The following is a 16890-nucleotide window of genomic DNA, read 5'->3' as shown; positions in this document are numbered from 1 at the left end:
TTTTTAAGCAGCTTTTTCCATTTCCAATTCTAGCTCACCAGGTGTCTTATACCCAATTGCTGAATGTAATCTGCCTTTATTATACCAACCCTCAATATACCTAAACACACATAACTTAGCCTCTTGCCTGGTTTTAAAGTTGTAACGGTTGAATTTTTCACTTTTAGCCGTTTTGAAAAAGCTTTCCATTGCACTATTGTCCCAACAGTTACCCTTTCTGCTCATACTTTGAACAACATCGATCTTTAATGCTTTTAACTTGTCTTTAAAGTCATTGCACGCATACTGAACACCTCTATCTGAATGAAATATTAAACCATTTTCTACTTTTCTGGCTTTTAGAGCCCTCTCTAATGCCGCAAGAGAGGTTTGCTCTGCTGACATTCCTTCACTAAGTGTCCATCCAATAATTTTTCTATCAGCGAGATCCATTACAGCTGTGAGATATAACCAACCCTCACCTGTTTTCAGATAAGTAATATCGCTTACCCATTTAGTGCCTATCTGATCGGCATGAAAGTCCCTGTTCAGAATATTATCACATACCGGGAATTTATGTTTCGAATCTGTTGTTGATATCTTCCATTTCTTGCGGATGATACTCTGGATACCTTCCTTTCTCATTATCCGCGCTACACATGGGCGTGAAATCTGTATACCCTGTCGTTGTAGATCCTTGGTAATCCTTGGACTGCCATATGTACTGTCACTGGAGTCATAGCTGGCCTTTATTTTTTTTAGAAGGTCTTTCCTTGCTTTGATTTTGGAGATATCCTGATCTCTATTCTGCCAATCATAATAACCGCTACTGCTCACTTGCATTACTTTGCACATCTTCCCAACCGAAAAATTATCCTTATGATCTGCTATAAATCTATATCGTTCCGGTCTCCCTTGGAGAAGATGCTGATGGCCTTTTTTAAAATATCTCTTTCAATTGTGGCATCTTTTAATGCCTTTCTCAACAACTTGTTTTCCTGTTCTAGATTCCTGCTAGTGTCACTGGAATTGAGATCAATTCTCAGATTCAACTCATCAATACGTGAATTGAACCTGGAATCCCTTCGCCACTTACCCAGCATAGACTCATTTATACCCAGCTCTTTCGCTGCTGATGCTGCTGTCCCTTTTGCGTACGACAGTTCTACTGCCATGATTTTAAATTCTGAATCAAAAAAACGTGGTCGCTTACCCATGCCTCAAATTTAATTGTTAACTCTTTTAGTTGTAAATTTTTCCTTTAAAAAAGTCTCCGGTCAAATGTAGCAACTCCAGCAGCCCTTTCTCTTTGCTCGTAAGTCCATTTATGTTCACTTTTATAAAGCAGGTATCGGCTTCTTGCAAGTAACTGTTTGATGGTTTCACTGTTGGATAGGACTTCCGGAAAATAGGTTTCCTTATTCTTTCGTGCTTGGTCAATTGCTTGATTTTCATCGTCAATGGCCTGCCAGCGGTGCTTTATCCTTATTTCCTGAAGCGCTTCGTTAGCAAGTTGCTGAACATGGAAACGGTCTATTACCTGAACAGCATTGGGAAAGCATCTTTTGGCTATCAATCCCATATTACCGGCTAAATCAAGCGTTATCTCTTGAACTTTATTTCGTAATCTCTGTGGGATCTTTTGAAGGATCGGGATAATGTTCTCTGATTTTGTCCCGTTCAGTATGGCTACAATGGTCCCTTTTTTGCCCCGTGCTTCTTTATTGGTGACAACGGTATAGAGCTCGCCATGGGATAGGCAGGTCTCGTCAATAGAAAGATGGCCGCTGACATTCTGTGGGAAGGTCAATCCATCTCGCGCATTTTCGCGATGCTCCCAATCCTGGAAACCGCTCAGTTTATTGCGGTAGTATCTCCTTAGTTTACTGGCTGATATCCCATAGAATGAACTGATGGTCTGAATGCTATGAGCCTGGTTGTCCGCTGATACCTTTTAAAAAAGCTGCGAAATCCTGTGTGATGCGCGTCCCTTTGGCTACTAGTTCCCAATTTCTGTAGACTACTTTATCGGTATCCTGGTTGAGCCACCTGCGGCGCTTGACATGAAGATAGACCTGCATGCCACGGATAGGAAAATCTTGAAGGGTAACGGGTTCGAAAAACCCCTTGGAAATCAACTTCTGGCCTTGATATTCTTCAGGTGTATTATTGAGTTCCTCCAGAAAGATATCCAGTCTTTTTTCTTCTTTGGAATAGTGGGGCATCTCAAAATAATCGGAAACTCCTTCGGGAATAATTAAGGGCATTAACGCGTTGAAAGATTCGTGCATCTGTATAAATATCAAAGCACAAATATCTAATTATTTTTTATCCCCTCCACAACTTTTGTACATGATCCAATTCTTGGGGGGAATGTCAAAAATTTCTTAGTTTAGCATCCTTAATACAGATATCCCTTGCAAGAAGCCGAACGTAAATTACTGTCCCTATTGATGCCCGAAGGGCTATTGGAATACTTTCAGATTTTAGAAGTCGATCAGGTTGACAATCAGCTCCACATTTATTTAGATGAGCTTAATATTGCTCCGACAGGCTATCAGAACAGCAAGTTGGAGTCAAAGGGCTTCATGCCTTCCACTGAGATTTCAGACTTTCCCATTCGAGGCCAGAAAGTTACGCTACATATCCGCCGTCGTCGCTGGACGGTCCTGGATACCGGAGAGATCATCACAAGAGATTGGAATCTGGTGCGTGAGGGTGCTCGAATGACTACGGAATTCGGGCTTTTTTTAAAGAAGATATTTGGATAATCATCCTGTAAGCGCCCAATTGGTAGGTCTGTTCTTCCAAATGGACGGTAAGCAACTACAGGATCAATACAAGAACCATCTCAGTGACTTCCAGGACTGGGACCAAAAGCCACACGCAGAGCAATGGACCCTTTTTCCTGATAACATATCGGAACACCTGAGCATCGATGAGACCAGCTTTAGCAACGGTGAACTTTACACGATCGTAAGCAGTAAATCAGCAAAGGGCAGGAAGGGAACCATATTGGCTACCATAAGAGGGACAAAGGCGGAAGATATTATTGCTGTATTAGAGCGCATTCCACTTAAACTAAGGAACAAAGTTAGGGAAGTAACGATGGATATGGCCCCCAATATGGCAAAGGCTATCCGTAGGTGTTTCAGAAATGCCAGAAGGGTTATCGATCGGTTTCATGTACAAAAACTTGCTTATGATGCTGTTCAGGAACTCCGTATCAAATACCGATGGGAAGTCTTAGATGCAGAAAGCAAAAAAATAATGGAATCGCGAAAACGGGGTATCCCATATGACCCCGAGTTGTTGCCTAATGGTGATACGCTCAAACAGCTATTAGCTAGGTCGAGACACCTCCTGTTCAAGCATCCAAGTCGATGGTCGGAAAGCCAAAAACGCCGTGCAGAACTGCTGTTCATTAGGTTTCCCAAGCTAAAACAGGCTTATGATCTTGGAGTTGCCTTAGGTGACATCTTCAATAAATGCAGGGATAAAAAAGTTGCTTTCACAAAGTTAGGACTGTGGCACAACCAGGTTGAGAACGCGGGTATTGCTTCATTCGAGAGTGTCGCAAGATCCATTGCAGCACATCATCAATACATTCTCCACTACTTCGACAATAGAAGCACCAATGCATCCGCAAAGTCCTTCAATGCAAAACTCAAAGCTTTCAGGAGCGTCTTCCGTGGAGTAAGGGATACAACATTCTTCCTGTACAGAGTGATGAAATTGTATGCTTAAAAATGATTACCCCCCAAACTTTCGGTATGATCCAACTTCCCCTTCACCTCTGCTGTGTAGAACATGTACCATATCCCTACTACTCGATTTCGATGGGCGATGTTTTCATTGATTGAAGGGCAATATCAAAAAACGCTCATGGATTTTGGAAATGAACCGGAGTTGTGACCTCAAAACCACACAAGTTTATTTTCCAAAATCCAATCGCTGCTCTGCTACGATTCAGCAATAATAGAGCGATCCAGATGCACATAGCCACCGTCCACATGTATCAATTGGCCAGTTGTATGACTTGACTTGTTAGACAGCAAAAAGACTGTTGTATCGGCGATTTCTTCTGCTGTCGTCATGCGATGCTCCAATGGAATGCGATCCGTAATTTTCTTCAAGGTCTCCTCCGGATTTGATAAGGTTTGAATCCAGGTATCGTATTGCGGAGTGGCACATTCTGCCACGATAATGGCATTTACACGAATCGAATAAGGCAACAATTCTACAGCCCACTCGCGTGTAAGCGCATTACGCCCGCCATTGGATGCCGCATAAGCCGAGGTATTCCCCTGTCCTGTTTCGCCAGTTTTGGACGAAATATTCACAATACTGCCCTTAGAAGCTTTCAATGCATCCAAGGCGTGATGTGCCATCAGATAGTAGTGAATTAAGTTCTTGTGCAGCGAAGCAACAAATTTTTCATAATTACCGGATGCTAATCCGACACCATCATTTTGCCCAGCATTATTCACCAAACCATCGATACGGCCATATACTTCCAATGTTTTTTGGACTGCTCGTTCACAATCTTCGGGTTTAGATAACTCTGCTTCAATACAGAGTGCATCCACACCAAATTGCTTGATTTCTTCCTTGACTTTTTCATTATCCGCCTGTTTACGACCAACAATGACCGGAATAGCCTGTTCTTTAGCTAAGGCATGAACTACGGCCCGCCCGATTCCTTTTGCTCCGCCGGTAACAATAACAACTTTATCTCTTAAATGAAGATCCATAATACTTTTATTGAATGGTTTGTTTCATTGATTGTGATTAACAATCGCAACAATGAACTCGTTCTCTGGTTATTGATTAATTTTATATTGACTTTATTCAGCCCATTTATCCGGCTTCATGGCCAATAAAAAACTTCAGCATGCTATTTTTCCCTTTCATAACATGCTGAAGTTTTTCTTTTTAAAGATTATACACGCGTATAGCGTTCTCTGCCCAAAATGCGTTCTTCTCTGCAGCTGTAAATTGCCCTAGTTTATCTTCAACTATGGCAATACTTTCTTCGTAAGATGCCGCCAATAGACATACCGGCCAATCTGACCCGTACATAATGCGCTCCTTTCCAAAACGTGCAAAGATATGCTCCAGATATTGTTTAAAATCATCAAGCTTCCATCCCTCCCAATCGGCCTCTGTTGCAAGTCCAGAAACTTTACATACAACATTCGGAAAAGCCGATAGCGCATCGATAAACGTTGCCCACTCATCAAATGCTTTCGACTTGATTGGCGGTTTGGCAATATGATCCAACACAAATTGTAGATTTGGATTTTGCTGCACACAATCCAGTGTTGCTGCATAATGACGTGGACGGATGAGCAGATCATAAGTATAACCATAATCTGCCAATGCCTTCAGTCCATTTAGTATGGCAGGGCGGATAAGAAAATCAGGATCCGCTTCTCCTTCAACAATGTGACGAAATCCTTTGATGACCGTATCTGATTGATAGCCATCCAACTGTTGTCGAATATCTGCTGCTTGAAGATCAATCCAGCCCACAACGCCTTTAATAAAAGGATAATCATTAGCCAGCTGAACCAAATAAGCAGTCTCTTCTTTGGATTGATCTGCCTGAACAGCAACACTCCCTCCGAATCCATTTCGTTCAAGCACAAACTGAATATCTAAAGGGCTGAAATCACGTTTTATGACCTGCATTTCTTCGGTAATCCAACGATCTCTAATTGGGTCGAATTTCCAGAAATGCTGATGGGTATCTATACGCATAATGAAATGAAAACCTGATGAGCAATTAATTTTTTGAATACGCTACAACAGTCTGACGGGACTCCCCAAGACCATCTGCTCCTAACTCGATAACATCGCCAGGCTTCAAGTAAATCGGTGGATTAAATCCTAAACCAACACCTGCAGGTGTACCTGTTGAAATAACGTCGCCAGGCAACAAGGTCATAAATTTAGACACATACGATACCACATGTGCTACCGAAAAGATCAAATCCTTGGTATTGCCATCCTGATAAGTTTTTCCGTTTACCTTTAACCATAGACGCACATTGTTGATATCTTTGATTTCTTCTTTTGTCGCCATGAAGGGTCCCATTGGTGCGAAAGTATCACATCCTTTTCCTTTATCCCAGGTACCGCCACGTTCCAACTGATACTCACGTTCGGAAACATCATTGTGCAACACATAACCAACCACATAATCTAAGGCCTCATGCTCTTCTACATAAGAGGCTTTTTTACCGATCACGATACAGAATTCCACTTCCCAATCTGTTTTTAGAGAATCTTTAGGAATCATCACATTATCGTATGGACCTACCAACGAAGTGGTCGATTTCATAAAGATGATCGGTTCAGCAGGAATAGGTGCATTGGTCTCCTTTGCATGGTCTAAATAGTTCAATCCAATACAAACAATTTTGGATGGGCGGGCAAAAGGTGCTCCGACACGCTCGCCTTGAGGAACTTCAATCAACTTACCTTCATTTGCCTTCACAAATTCTTCTAAACGAGCTACACCATCCTCAGCAAAGAATTGCTCATTGTAATCACCACCAAATGCGCTTACATCGTAATTTACACCATCGATCTGAACACCGATTTTCTCTTTGCCTTGAGCTCCAAAACGTATTAATTTCATTTTTATAGTATTGAGATAATAGATATTTTATTTTTAGCTTTTTAATTGTTCAATTTAATAAAACCACCATCAATTGGATAGTCATTTCCAGTGATAAAGCCCGCGTCGTCACTACACAGGAAAAGTGCTAATTTGGCAATTTCCTCCGGTTGTGCCATGCGGCCTATTGGCTGGCTTGCTGATAATTTTTCAAACATTTCTTCCTCTTTTCCAGGATAGTTTTTTGCGATAAATCCATCCACAAATGGCGTATGTACACGTGCAGGCGAAATGCTATTGCAACGAATACCGTATGCCATGTAATCCCTTGCAACAGACATTGACATCGCGTAAATAGCACCTTTGCTCATCGAATAAGCAAAACGATCCGTGATACCAACCCATGCAGCGATGGATGCTAGATTAAGGATTGCTCCAGAACCCTGCGCTTTCATCATCGGCACGATAGCATGCAATGCATTATAAGCGCCCTTAACATTCACATTAAAAACACGCTCAAAATCTTCTGATTGACAATTTTCCAAATTACCAACATGAGCAATACCTGCATTATTTACCAAAATATCAATTTTTCCGATATTTTGTGCTATAGCAGTAATTTCTTGCTGGTCAGTTACATTACAACGATTAAACACAGCCTGACCACCCAAAGCCAAGATCTCATCAACCACAGCATTACCACCGTCTTCATTCAAATCCAGAATATGAACTTTTGCTCCTTCTGCAGCAAATTGCAGACTGATCGCACGGCCTATCCCACTACCACCACCGGTAATTACAGCTACTTTTTGTTCTAATTTTCCCATTGTTATTTAATTGTTAATGTCAATACCAAATCTGCTTCATCTGTCGATGTTGGCAAATCCACGCGTAGACTATTGTTCTTATGACTAAACTTAATCTCTTTCTTTCCGATAAATGTGCTTACTTTTTTCACCTGATAAGGCAGGTTATTGATCAACAATTCCTTTTTATCCGTTTTAAACACATGTAGATACACCTGATTTCCTTTTTTTGTCAACGCATAATCGTCTGTTGGCGACACCGCCCCACCCGCTGTTCCATAGATTGTTTCACCATACACCGATAGCCATTTTCCAAGTTCTTTCAAACGCTCCTGTTGATAGTCCTGAATCTCACCGTTCGGCATTGGACCTACATTGAGCAATAAATTGGAGCCATGACCAGCTGCTTTGACCAGGTATTTCAGCACTTCCTGAAAAGATTTTCGTGTCCGATCTTTCAGCTCAAATCCCCACGATCCAGCAATTGTTCCACATACTTCCTTCGGTAATATCCCAACATCATGTGCTTTCGTGCCGAACCCAGTGGTATTCTCCCCAGGTAAATCACGTTCGAACATCTGAAAATCTTCACCTTCAAATGGTGCCAAATGGTGATTGTTCCCCACCAAACATTGTGGCTGTAACTTATGAATCAATTCATAGATTTCTTTGAAATGCCAATCTTCATTGGGCTTGTCCCAATGACCATCAAACCAAATCCCATCGATGTTGCCATAATTGCTCAACAGCTCCGTTAATTGGCTTTTCATAAACTGGACATAATGATTCCAATCCCCTTTTGTTGAATCGCGGCCCGCAATGCCGCCACCCGTTTTACCAACGGGTAAATAATCATCCCGGTGCCAATCTAAAAGTGAATAGTAGAACATCACTTTTATCCCTTCAGCATGGCAAGCTTCCACCAACTCTTTCACAATATCGCGTTTGAAGGGCGATTTCTTCACCACGTTATAATCCGAAATCTGGCTATCCCACATCGAAAACCCATCATGATGTCTGGTGGTAAAGGTGATATACTTTGCTCCGGCCTGTTTAAATAACTTCGCCCATTCTTTCGCATTGAAGGAAATTGGATTGAAAAATTTAGGCAGCAATGCATATTCATCCAAACTGATATTTTGGTTATTCATGACCCATTCACCATCTCCCAGCACACTATATACCCCCCAATGGATAAAAACACCAAACCGAGATTGTTCAAACCATTCCCTATTTTTTAGATTTTCGGGACTCGGTTGATAATGTTGCTGGCTATAGCTCGCGGATACAGATCCCATCAGCAAGGCCAAACCACAGATTACATGTTTAAGTTTCATATGTAAATAATTAGTTGTCATGGATTTTCAATAAACTCATTATACTCAACTACAATGAAACACCTCTACGCCATGGAATGAAATCGTCTTGCCCCAATAACACCGCTTTTGGTTTCACTTCACCGGAAGCAACTTCTATCACATAATCCAAAATACGATGTGCAGCCTCCTCAATAGTCTCTGTACCTTCGATAATGGTACCACAGTTCAAATCCAGGATATCGGGCATTTTCTCAAAAGTCTTGGTATTTGTGGATAGTTTCACAACAGGTGTAATCGGGTTACCTGTAGGTGTACCTAGGCCCGTCGTAAATAAAACGATATTGGCACCTGCGGCCACCTCTGCAGTGGTACTTTCCACATCATTACCTGGAGTACATAATAAGTTTAACCCCGGACCGTTGGCCAATTCAGGATAATCAATCACTGCTGCAACAGGTGAGGTTCCTCCTTTTTTGGCTGCCCCTGCAGACTTAATCGCGTCAGTAATTAAGCCATCACGAATATTTCCCGGAGAAGGATTCATATAGAAACCCGAGCCATCAGCCTCGGCTTTTGCATTATACGTACGCATCAGCGACATAAAACGCTCCGCAGTTGGCTCATCGATACAACGATCACTCAACTCCTGTTCCACGCCACATAATTCAGGGAACTCCGCCAGAATCACCGATCCGCCTAAAGTCACCAAAATATCCGACACAAAACCGAGCGCAGGATTGGCAGAGATACCCGAGAATCCGTCCGAGCCACCACATTCCAGTCCAATACACAATTTGTCCAATGTGGCTGGTTGACGCTCATTCTTATCCGCTTGCATCATCCCCGCAAAAGTTGCTTTAATAGCCTTTTGCATCAATTCTTTTTCAGTGCCCTCTTTCTGCTGTTCAAAAATATACAGCGGACGGTCAAAACCCGGACTTCGCTTTTCTATTTCAGCCTTCAGAATTGAAGCCTGCGCATGCTGGCATCCCAAACTCAACACGGTTGCCCCCGCAACATTCGGATGGGTAATATAGCCAGCCAAAAGACCGCATAAAGCATCCGAATCCATACGCGTTCCACCGCATCCCATCTCATGATTCAAAAACTTGATTCCATCGACATTTTTGAATAGGCGTTCCTGCTCACTGGAAGTCGAATTAGCAAGCAGATCCTGACTAAGGATCGCATTTACATCAGCACCAGACTTATATAGGCCGATGAGATCTTCTACTTCAGAGATGTAATTATTCGCTTTTACTTTATAGCCCAGCTTCTCCTCAAATGCAGCCTTCAAGGTCAATACATTTCTATTTTCGCAAAAAACCAATGGAATAACCAACCAGTAATTGGCCGTTCCAACAGTCCCATTTGAACGATGAAATCCATTGAACGTTTTATCTTTAAATGCAGCAACATCAGGTTTTGTCCAAGCTGTCTTACGGTTGCCCATTCTAAAATCTTCCGATGCATGGCGCAAGTTTTCGGTGGTAATAAGTTCCCCTTCAGCTAATGGAGTATTCAATTTCCCTACCAGAACACCATACATCAATATCTCTGTATCTTGTTCCATTGGCTGGATCGTGAATTTATGTTTGGCAGCAACAGCTTGCTTTAATGTAAATTCCTTACCTTCAAAAACAATCGTTGTTCCCTCAGCCAAGTCCTGTAATGCAACAAGGACATTATCCATTGGATGGATCTGTAAATAGCGCTGTATAGCCATAATTATACTAATTCAAATATTTTTGTCATCATTACCCATTTCTCTCCTGGCTTTGCCCCCGGAATAGCCGCCTGATATTTCCACATCAGCTGTTCCCATTCCTGAACTTTTTCATTAGCAGCATCCATAGCTGATTTTTTCTCAAATGAAAAATCTTCACCCACCTCCATGTTCATAAACAATCTATTTTCAAAACGATAGATCTCCATCTGCAGAATACCTGTATCCAGAATCGAGCGTTTTATTTCCGGCCACACTTCGCGGTGGTAATCCTCATATTCCTTGATCAATTGTGGATCGTCCACAAGATCCAAGGCCATGACATATCTTTTCATTACTAACTAATTAATGTGATTTAAGATTTTCCGTTTCCGCAATACTGACATTTCTATTTTGGAAAGCAAACAACAAGACAACAATAAAACAAACCAATGGTACAAAATAGCCATATTGGAAATGTCCCGTTTTATCGGAGATAAAACCTAATATTGGAGGCAATAAAGCGCCGCCAACAATAGACATGACGATCAAACTAGACGCAGATTTCGTATCGGCACCGATACCTTGTACACCAAACGCAAATATTGTTGGAAACATAATGGACATAAAAAACGCAATGCCAATCAGCGCATATAGGGTCTGAATACCTGATCCGAAGATGACAAATAGGGATAGAACGATCGCTATAGCGGAATAGATGATCAGAAGCTTGGATGCTGATACAAAACGCATAAAAAATGTACCGATAAACCGGCCCAACATAAAAGCCAATCCAGCGAACCCAGCATAATCGGCACCATCCTTACCCGATATGCCGGCAGCTTCTGTTGCATATAATACGAGGAAACTTAAAATACAAACTTGCGCTCCGACATAGAAAAATTGAGCCACCACTGCCCAACGCACATTTTTATGACGCAACGCGTGGAAAAAACCGGCTCTACCTTCTTCCTCAGCATCTTTGATATCAGGTAATCTGGTAAAGAAAAACAACGCAGCGATCAATAAAATCAATATCCCTAGTACCACATAAGGCAATTTCACAGCAGCTGTTTCGGACTGAATATACGCCATCTTTGCCTGCTCAGCCATTTGCGCCAGTTCTTCCTGTGATTTGGGTTCATGGGATAAAATAAATTTTCCACCAAAAATCGGAGCAACAAAGGCTGCTAACCCATTAAAGGACTGTGCAAAATTAAGTCGTTGCGCCGACGAAACTGGATCTCCTAAAATCGCTACATACGGATTTGCTGCAGTTTCCAGAATAGTAAGACCACAAGCAACAACGAACAAAGCCCCCAAAAAGAAAACATAACTTATCGTATTGGCCGCAGGTACAAAAAGGAAACAGCCAATGGCAAAAAAGATCAATCCGATCAAAATACCGGCTTTATAGCCATATTTTTTCATGATAATTCCTGCAGGAATCGCCATCACAAAATAAGCGATAAATACAGCTGAATCGACTAAGGAAGCCTGGAAATGGGATAAACTAAACGCATTCCTCAAATGCGGAATTAAAATTGGATCAAGGTTATGAATAAATCCCCAAAAAAAGAACAAGGTTGTCACCAAAATCAAGGCAAATGCGTAACTCTTTTTATTCGTCATATTTTTCAAATGGTTATAAGTAGTTATTTAATGTAAAATAAGCTTAAAAATGCTAGACAATATTCAAGTATATTATCAAATTATTAAGCTATATTACCATAACCAAACACAATCATGTAACTTTACTGCATATATTTCATAATTATGAAAGCACAGCTGCTTCATTTAAACAGCAATCTTGAGCATTCGTTCAACGCGAGAAGAGACAATACGCCCCAGTACCATAATCTTTGGCATTACCATGAAGAACTGGAATTGATTTATTTTGCCAAAGGCTCAGGTACCCAATTTATTGGCGATAGCGTCCGGCGCTTTGAATCGGGCGATATTACCCTTGTTGGTTCAAACCTGCCTCACTATTGGTTATTTGACGAAATTTATCTTCAAGAGGAAGAAGCAGAGAGTGCAGATATTCGTGTACTTCATTTTAAGGAAAATTTTTGGGGAAATGATTTCATCAATTTACCTGAAAATAAATCCATCAAAGACCTTATACGTGTAGCCAAAAGAAGCATTTCATTATTGGAGAGCAGCCGACTAAAAACTGTTCAATTAATTGATGCTATACTGGCAGCAACAGGTACCACACGTATTATTCATTTATTAGAAATTTTACAATATATTTCGGCCGAAGAACAACATGATCTATTAACGAGTCCCACTTTTAGCATACAGCTGCAAGATCAGGACGCCAACCGTATGCAGATTGCCATGCAATATATCGGTGAAAATTATCGCGACCAGATACGACTGCAGGAACTTGCTTCCCTAACGGGAATGACCCCCAATTCGTTCTGCCGTTATTTCAAATCACAAATCGGAAAAACACTCTTTCAGTTTCTGATCGAAATGCGTGTGAAGACAGCCTGCAATTTATTAATAGAAAACAAACAGACGGTGAAGCAGATCTGCTTTGAATCGGGCTTTCAAAACTTTTCGAGCTTCCATAAATACTTCAAAAATGTAACTGGCACGACACCGCTCAGCTTTCAGCGATCAAAAACTTAAGACGATTTTACCCAATACGCTTGAATCTTCCATCAATCGATGGGCTTCAGCGGCCTCCGCAAAAGGAAGCACACGGTATAAAGTAGGTCTGAAATCGCCAGCGCTAAGCTTGGGCCATACTTGAGACCAGATATCATCCCGTAACACTTGCTTAAATTCACGGTCTCTCGCCCGCAGTGTACTTCCCGTTAAAACAATCCGTTTCTGCATTAATTTGAGCAAGTTTAACTCGACTCTTGCGCTTTCCATCGCATTAATGTAAACCAACCGGCCATCAGGGTTCAATAGATTGATATTTTTCTCAAAATATGATCCGCCAATACTGTCTAAAATAACATCAACCCCCAAAGGCTTCAGCACCTCCAGAAAATCCTCGGTTTTATAATTTATTGTTTTGCTGGCTCCCAATGATTTACAAAAGCTAGCCTTTTCAGCTGAGCTGACTGTCGTATAGACTACCGCACCAAACAAGGTCGCTAATTGAATGGCCGTACTGCCGATCCCACCAGCACCACCGTGCACCAAAAAATGATCGTCGGCCTGCAACCTTCCCCGTCGAAAGACATTGTCCCAGACCGTAAAAACGGTCTCGGGCAGCGAAGCAGCCTCCGCAAAATCTAAATGATCGGGAATAGGTAAACAATGTCCCTGATAGACTTTTGCGTAGGAAGCATAGCCTCCTCCGCCAACAAGTGCACATACACGATCACCAATAGACCAATCAACCACATCCTTCCCTTTAGCGACTACAATCCCTGCTATTTCCAATCCCGGTATTCGCGCATCCACACCGGGAGGTGCCGGATAGTTGCCTTTACGCTGAAAAACATCAGGCCTATTTACTCCTGCAGCCTTTACTTCCACCAAAACCTCCAGTTCACCGATCTGTGGCATCTCCACATCGTGGACTTCCAAAACTTCCGGTCCACCCGGTTCAGTAATAATAACGGCTTTCATCATGATTTTTTTGGGTATTTCTGTAACCTTATATTGAGCGAAAGCATAAAATAACGAGCCAAACGATTGTTCCGAACATCTAAAATATCATTTCCCACCACGGCACGTGAAATACCAGTATTCTGATTCATCAGATCGAATCCCTGAAATCTCAACATCCCCAAGTTATTCCTTCCAAAAGTATATTCCATATAGGCATTGATTATCGTCGGATTAATATTGTTCCATGAGCTCGAATAACCCGCATTAAATTTTTGAGAAAGCTCAAGTCCCATGGTAAAATGTTTCCCTAAATACGCTTTAGATCCCAACCCAACAATCCCGGAATGCGCCGTGATATTATCTTGTACAGGCCAGTCAAATGTCGCCCTGTTTAAAGAATAGTTTCCATTTAATTCGGCTTCAAAGATATCACTCCAGGTATAGCGGAATTGAAGAGCCTGCGTAAACAAAAAGTGTCCACCAAAGCTCTTTTTATCATTGACATAGGAAATATTGTTGTAATAATCTGCATTACCATTCAAGCTCATCTGCAAATTATCCGACAATAAAGAAGCTGTAAACAAATAATAGCTCTTAATATCATAATAACCTTCTGTATTGCGATAAGTCGTTTTCTGTATCGTTGAATTGGGTTCAATTGTCCGGTTTGCTACAATCTTGTCATTTACCAAGTTAAAAGCCAGACTGGCCTCTAAATATTGCCCCCTTCGTGTAATGGATTTCCGATACTTTGAAACAATACTATGTGCAAATTCGGATTTCAGATCCTTATTTCCGATCACAATATTTTGTGTGTTGGTATTATCCACCACAGGCTGTATCTGATAGAAGCTAGGCTGGTTATTACGTCCATAGTAGTCCATGGAAAGATCCTCTTCTTTGGTAAACTTCCATTTCAATCCAGCAGAAGGCACGAGGTTAACATTTGAATAGGAGGTTTTTATCAGTTTGTCCGTTGAACTTCCCGTTAATTCGGAAGGCTGAACAGCAAAACCGAAGTTCACTTTCACTTTGTCGCTTAAATCTTGCCGATAAATCATGCCGACTTTATTGCTAGCAAAGGAATAGTCGTACTTCAAACTAAGGGAGTCTACCAGTATGGGGCCGTTGTTAAAATTATTGTTATTATCAAAAGTGGAGCGGCGAGCATCAATCTTGGTATAGTCGAAATCGTAATTGATCTCCAAGGTACCCCCTAAATCAACGGGTTCCACCAACGACAACCGACTTTGGATATTTTTATTCTCATTGCTGGAACGGACCATTTGATTCAGATAAGTCTCCGTTATTTTTGGCACGTTCGTGCTGCTGTCGATCGCTCTATTAAAATCGCGCACTTCCTCATCTTTATCCAGGGAATTAAAATCCGTATGCAATGTATAAAGTACTTTCCGCCCCGGTTTAGTAAAACTTCGCACGTAAAAAAGATCTAAAGCTGCTGCAGGACTTTCTGTACTATTGGCCGCGCCATAGTTTCCCGTACTACTCAACCGATTATTTTGGATCCTTCTATCTTTTAACGTATTGCTGGTCGAATTGGCCCAAGATAGTTTGGGCGATATTTTAAGCTGATCTTTGGGCGACAGCTTCATATCAAAATCCCAGTCCATTTTATGTATACGATCGATTGATTTTATCTTGTAGTCTTCATAATTACTAATCAAATTATTTGCGACTTTGCCATATCCATATATCGATTGTAATAAGGAATTTCCCTGGATATAATTATTGCGCTGCGTAAAGGAATATTTACCGCTTGCTGTTACCGTTTTAGAAAGCGGACTAGAGAAACTCCCCCCGACAGATCCAATTTTATTGACCCCATCCGTTGGATCCGCAAAGTCGGCTAGCTCGCCCATTTCCCGTTCCCGCTCCCCTCCATTGGGAGAGCCGAAAGAAAAGAGATTGGTATTCGTATTATTCACCGATGCGATAACAGAGTACTCTTTACCGTCATTGAAACGATTCAGTCCAGCACTCCCCAAATAACGATCTACCGAACCTCCGCCAAGCGTGGCTTGACCAAAAGTAATTTTCTTCTTATCATCTTTGAGCAGGATATTCAGGACTTTTTCGGATTCAGTACTTTTAATTCCTTTTGCCGTCGCCTCATCACCATAAAAATCAATAACCTGTACACTTTTCACAAAATCTGCAGGAAGGTTACGTGTAGCGGTGAGCACATCGCCACCAAAAAATTTTTTCCCATCTACCTTAACAGAGGATATGGGCTTACCGAAAGCATAGACAGAACCATCGCGGGACACCTGTATATTGGGCAATGCTTTAAGCGCCTCTTCTAAAAGTGCCCGACGATCAAATTGGAAGGCATCCAGGTTAAATTGCACAGTATCCTGCTTATATACTATGGGTTTATATTTTAGAACAACAACTTCTTTTAAAAGAGATACATGGGGAAACATGGTCAATTTTCCAACATCCAATTTAGCTGTCGTGCTATTGTACAAGGGATAACTACGCTCCAATATACTTAAGCCCAGCTGGCTACAGCTAATACGAATATCATTACCGAGTACACGACTAAAATGAAAATAACCTGTTGCGGAAGTGGATGAGAACAAGGTATCGCGAGAACTCGTCAGATGAACACTGACACCATTTAAGGGCCTTCCTGCAGTATCTACAACAATTCCATAAACTTCTTTTTTTGACACCTGCCCTAAAGCGCTTTTGGGTAAAAAAAACAAGTTCGTTATAGCTAAAAAAAGTACTAACCGGATAATATTCCCGCCCCTTAGTTCCATCAAATAGACTTTGCAATAATACAATTCAATATAAGAATTCTTAAGCTATTAACGTAAAAAGTTGTGATTTTGTATATAAAAAAACGAGCTG

17 protein-coding genes are annotated in these 16890 nt (G+C 41.4%); 3 read left to right on the top strand and 14 right to left on the bottom strand.

Features of this window, described 5'->3' with window-relative positions; all coding sequences use genetic code 11:
* Positions 1-3 precede the first annotated feature (3 nt).
* The 4 genes from AACH28_RS21710 to AACH28_RS21695 all read right to left on the bottom strand — a co-directional run bounded on the left by AACH28_RS21710 (position 4) and on the right by AACH28_RS21695 (position 2270).
* Positions 4-870: an IS3 family transposase gene (locus AACH28_RS21710; RefSeq protein ID WP_341833135.1), complete on the bottom strand. Its 867-nt coding sequence runs from the start codon at positions 868-870 to the stop codon at positions 4-6.
* A complete protein-coding gene (locus tag AACH28_RS21705) occupies positions 867-1196 on the bottom strand; it encodes a transposase (RefSeq protein ID WP_115049898.1) in 330 nt (109 codons plus the stop codon). Before AACH28_RS21705 ends, AACH28_RS21710 begins: the two co-directional genes overlap by 4 nt.
* A gap of 44 nt (positions 1197-1240) precedes the next feature.
* Positions 1241-1789, bottom strand: coding sequence for a transposase (locus AACH28_RS21700; protein ID WP_341831485.1), 549 nt, complete (start codon positions 1787-1789; stop codon positions 1241-1243).
* Positions 1790-1904: 115 nt separating this feature from the next.
* Positions 1905-2270 carry a hypothetical protein gene (locus AACH28_RS21695; protein ID WP_341831484.1) on the bottom strand — a complete coding sequence of 122 codons (366 nt, stop codon included), beginning with the start codon at positions 2268-2270 and terminating at the stop codon, positions 1905-1907.
* A 126-nt stretch (positions 2271-2396) separates the two neighbouring features.
* Between AACH28_RS21695 and AACH28_RS21690 the strand changes: the two genes are divergently transcribed.
* Positions 2397-2750 carry a transposase gene (locus AACH28_RS21690; protein ID WP_286767917.1) on the top strand — a complete coding sequence of 118 codons (354 nt, stop codon included), beginning with the start codon at positions 2397-2399 and terminating at the stop codon, positions 2748-2750.
* Positions 2743-3726, top strand: a complete 984-nt coding sequence (locus tag AACH28_RS21685) for a transposase (protein WP_313262116.1) — start codon at positions 2743-2745, stop codon at positions 3724-3726. The genes AACH28_RS21690 and AACH28_RS21685 overlap by 8 nt, the downstream gene beginning before the upstream one ends.
* Positions 3727-3941: 215 nt before the next feature.
* Here the strand turns inward: AACH28_RS21685 and AACH28_RS21680 are convergent, their stop codons facing one another.
* The 8 genes from AACH28_RS21680 to fucP all read right to left on the bottom strand — a co-directional run bounded on the left by AACH28_RS21680 (position 3942) and on the right by fucP (position 12066).
* The gene (locus tag AACH28_RS21680; protein WP_120336224.1) at positions 3942-4733 is read right to left on the bottom strand and encodes an SDR family oxidoreductase; all 792 of its coding nucleotides are present in this window, start codon (positions 4731-4733) and stop codon (positions 3942-3944) included.
* A 181-nt stretch (positions 4734-4914) separates the two neighbouring features.
* Positions 4915-5742, bottom strand: a complete 828-nt coding sequence (locus AACH28_RS21675; RefSeq protein ID WP_341831483.1) for an amidohydrolase family protein — start codon at positions 5740-5742, stop codon at positions 4915-4917.
* A gap of 25 nt (positions 5743-5767) precedes the next feature.
* Positions 5768-6625, bottom strand: a complete 858-nt coding sequence (locus AACH28_RS21670; protein ID WP_120336222.1) for a fumarylacetoacetate hydrolase family protein — start codon at positions 6623-6625, stop codon at positions 5768-5770.
* Between the two features lie 41 nt (positions 6626-6666).
* The gene (locus tag AACH28_RS21665; protein WP_075993924.1) at positions 6667-7431 is read right to left on the bottom strand and encodes an SDR family NAD(P)-dependent oxidoreductase; all 765 of its coding nucleotides are present in this window, start codon (positions 7429-7431) and stop codon (positions 6667-6669) included.
* A gap of 2 nt (positions 7432-7433) precedes the next feature.
* A complete protein-coding gene (locus AACH28_RS21660) occupies positions 7434-8747 on the bottom strand; it encodes an alpha-L-fucosidase (RefSeq protein ID WP_341831482.1) in 1314 nt (437 codons plus the stop codon).
* A gap of 49 nt (positions 8748-8796) precedes the next feature.
* The gene (locus AACH28_RS21655; RefSeq protein ID WP_341831481.1) at positions 8797-10455 is read right to left on the bottom strand and encodes an altronate dehydratase family protein; all 1659 of its coding nucleotides are present in this window, start codon (positions 10453-10455) and stop codon (positions 8797-8799) included.
* 2 nt (positions 10456-10457) lie between these two features.
* Positions 10458-10790 carry an L-rhamnose mutarotase gene (locus AACH28_RS21650; protein WP_286735324.1) on the bottom strand — a complete coding sequence of 111 codons (333 nt, stop codon included), beginning with the start codon at positions 10788-10790 and terminating at the stop codon, positions 10458-10460.
* A 10-nt stretch (positions 10791-10800) separates the two neighbouring features.
* A complete protein-coding gene (fucP, locus tag AACH28_RS21645; RefSeq protein ID WP_341831480.1) occupies positions 10801-12066 on the bottom strand; it encodes an L-fucose:H+ symporter permease in 1266 nt (421 codons plus the stop codon).
* A 144-nt stretch (positions 12067-12210) separates the two neighbouring features.
* Here fucP and AACH28_RS21640 point away from each other — a divergent pair, with 144 nt between their 5' ends.
* Positions 12211-13074 carry an AraC family transcriptional regulator gene (locus AACH28_RS21640; RefSeq protein WP_341831479.1) on the top strand — a complete coding sequence of 288 codons (864 nt, stop codon included), beginning with the start codon at positions 12211-12213 and terminating at the stop codon, positions 13072-13074.
* On the opposite strand, the gene AACH28_RS21635 is transcribed toward AACH28_RS21640, so the two are convergent.
* Together AACH28_RS21635 and AACH28_RS21630 are read right to left on the bottom strand one after the other, a co-directional pair.
* Entirely contained in the window at positions 13063-14034 is a 972-nt protein-coding gene (locus AACH28_RS21635) for an NAD(P)H-quinone oxidoreductase (protein WP_312351829.1), read from the bottom strand. The genes AACH28_RS21640 and AACH28_RS21635 overlap by 12 nt on opposite strands.
* Entirely contained in the window at positions 14031-16709 is a 2679-nt protein-coding gene (locus tag AACH28_RS21630; protein ID WP_341831478.1) for a TonB-dependent receptor, read from the bottom strand. The genes AACH28_RS21635 and AACH28_RS21630 overlap by 4 nt, the downstream gene beginning before the upstream one ends.
* Between the last annotated feature and the right edge of the window lie 181 nt (positions 16710-16890).

The sequence above is a fragment of the Sphingobacterium thalpophilum genome (assembly GCF_038396785.1).
Classification (GTDB): Bacteria; Bacteroidota; Bacteroidia; order Sphingobacteriales; family Sphingobacteriaceae; genus Sphingobacterium; species Sphingobacterium thalpophilum_A.
This window is presented reverse-complemented; position numbering and strand designations above follow the sequence as displayed.

Excerpts from the sequence above, each read along its gene's own strand:
- fucP (WP_341831480.1), bottom strand. The coding sequence starts at position 12,066 with ATGACGAATAAAAAGAGTTACGCATTTGCCTTGATTTTGGTGACAACC.
- AACH28_RS21660 (WP_341831482.1), bottom strand. The coding sequence starts at position 8,747 with ATGAAACTTAAACATGTAATCTGTGGTTTGGCCTTGCTGATGGGATCT.
- AACH28_RS21635 (WP_312351829.1), bottom strand. The coding sequence starts at position 14,034 with ATGATGAAAGCCGTTATTATTACTGAACCGGGTGGACCGGAAGTTTTG.
- AACH28_RS21675 (WP_341831483.1), bottom strand. The coding sequence starts at position 5,742 with ATGCGTATAGATACCCATCAGCATTTCTGGAAATTCGACCCAATTAGA.
- AACH28_RS21640 (WP_341831479.1), top strand. The coding sequence starts at position 12,211 with ATGAAAGCACAGCTGCTTCATTTAAACAGCAATCTTGAGCATTCGTTC.
- AACH28_RS21680 (WP_120336224.1), bottom strand. The coding sequence starts at position 4,733 with ATGGATCTTCATTTAAGAGATAAAGTTGTTATTGTTACCGGCGGAGCA.
- AACH28_RS21655 (WP_341831481.1), bottom strand. The coding sequence starts at position 10,455 with ATGGCTATACAGCGCTATTTACAGATCCATCCAATGGATAATGTCCTT.
- AACH28_RS21650 (WP_286735324.1), bottom strand. The coding sequence starts at position 10,790 with ATGAAAAGATATGTCATGGCCTTGGATCTTGTGGACGATCCACAATTG.
- AACH28_RS21665 (WP_075993924.1), bottom strand. The coding sequence starts at position 7,431 with ATGGGAAAATTAGAACAAAAAGTAGCTGTAATTACCGGTGGTGGTAGT.
- AACH28_RS21705 (WP_115049898.1), bottom strand. The coding sequence starts at position 1,196 with ATGGGTAAGCGACCACGTTTTTTTGATTCAGAATTTAAAATCATGGCA.
- AACH28_RS21670 (WP_120336222.1), bottom strand. The coding sequence starts at position 6,625 with ATGAAATTAATACGTTTTGGAGCTCAAGGCAAAGAGAAAATCGGTGTT.
- AACH28_RS21695 (WP_341831484.1), bottom strand. The coding sequence starts at position 2,270 with ATGCACGAATCTTTCAACGCGTTAATGCCCTTAATTATTCCCGAAGGA.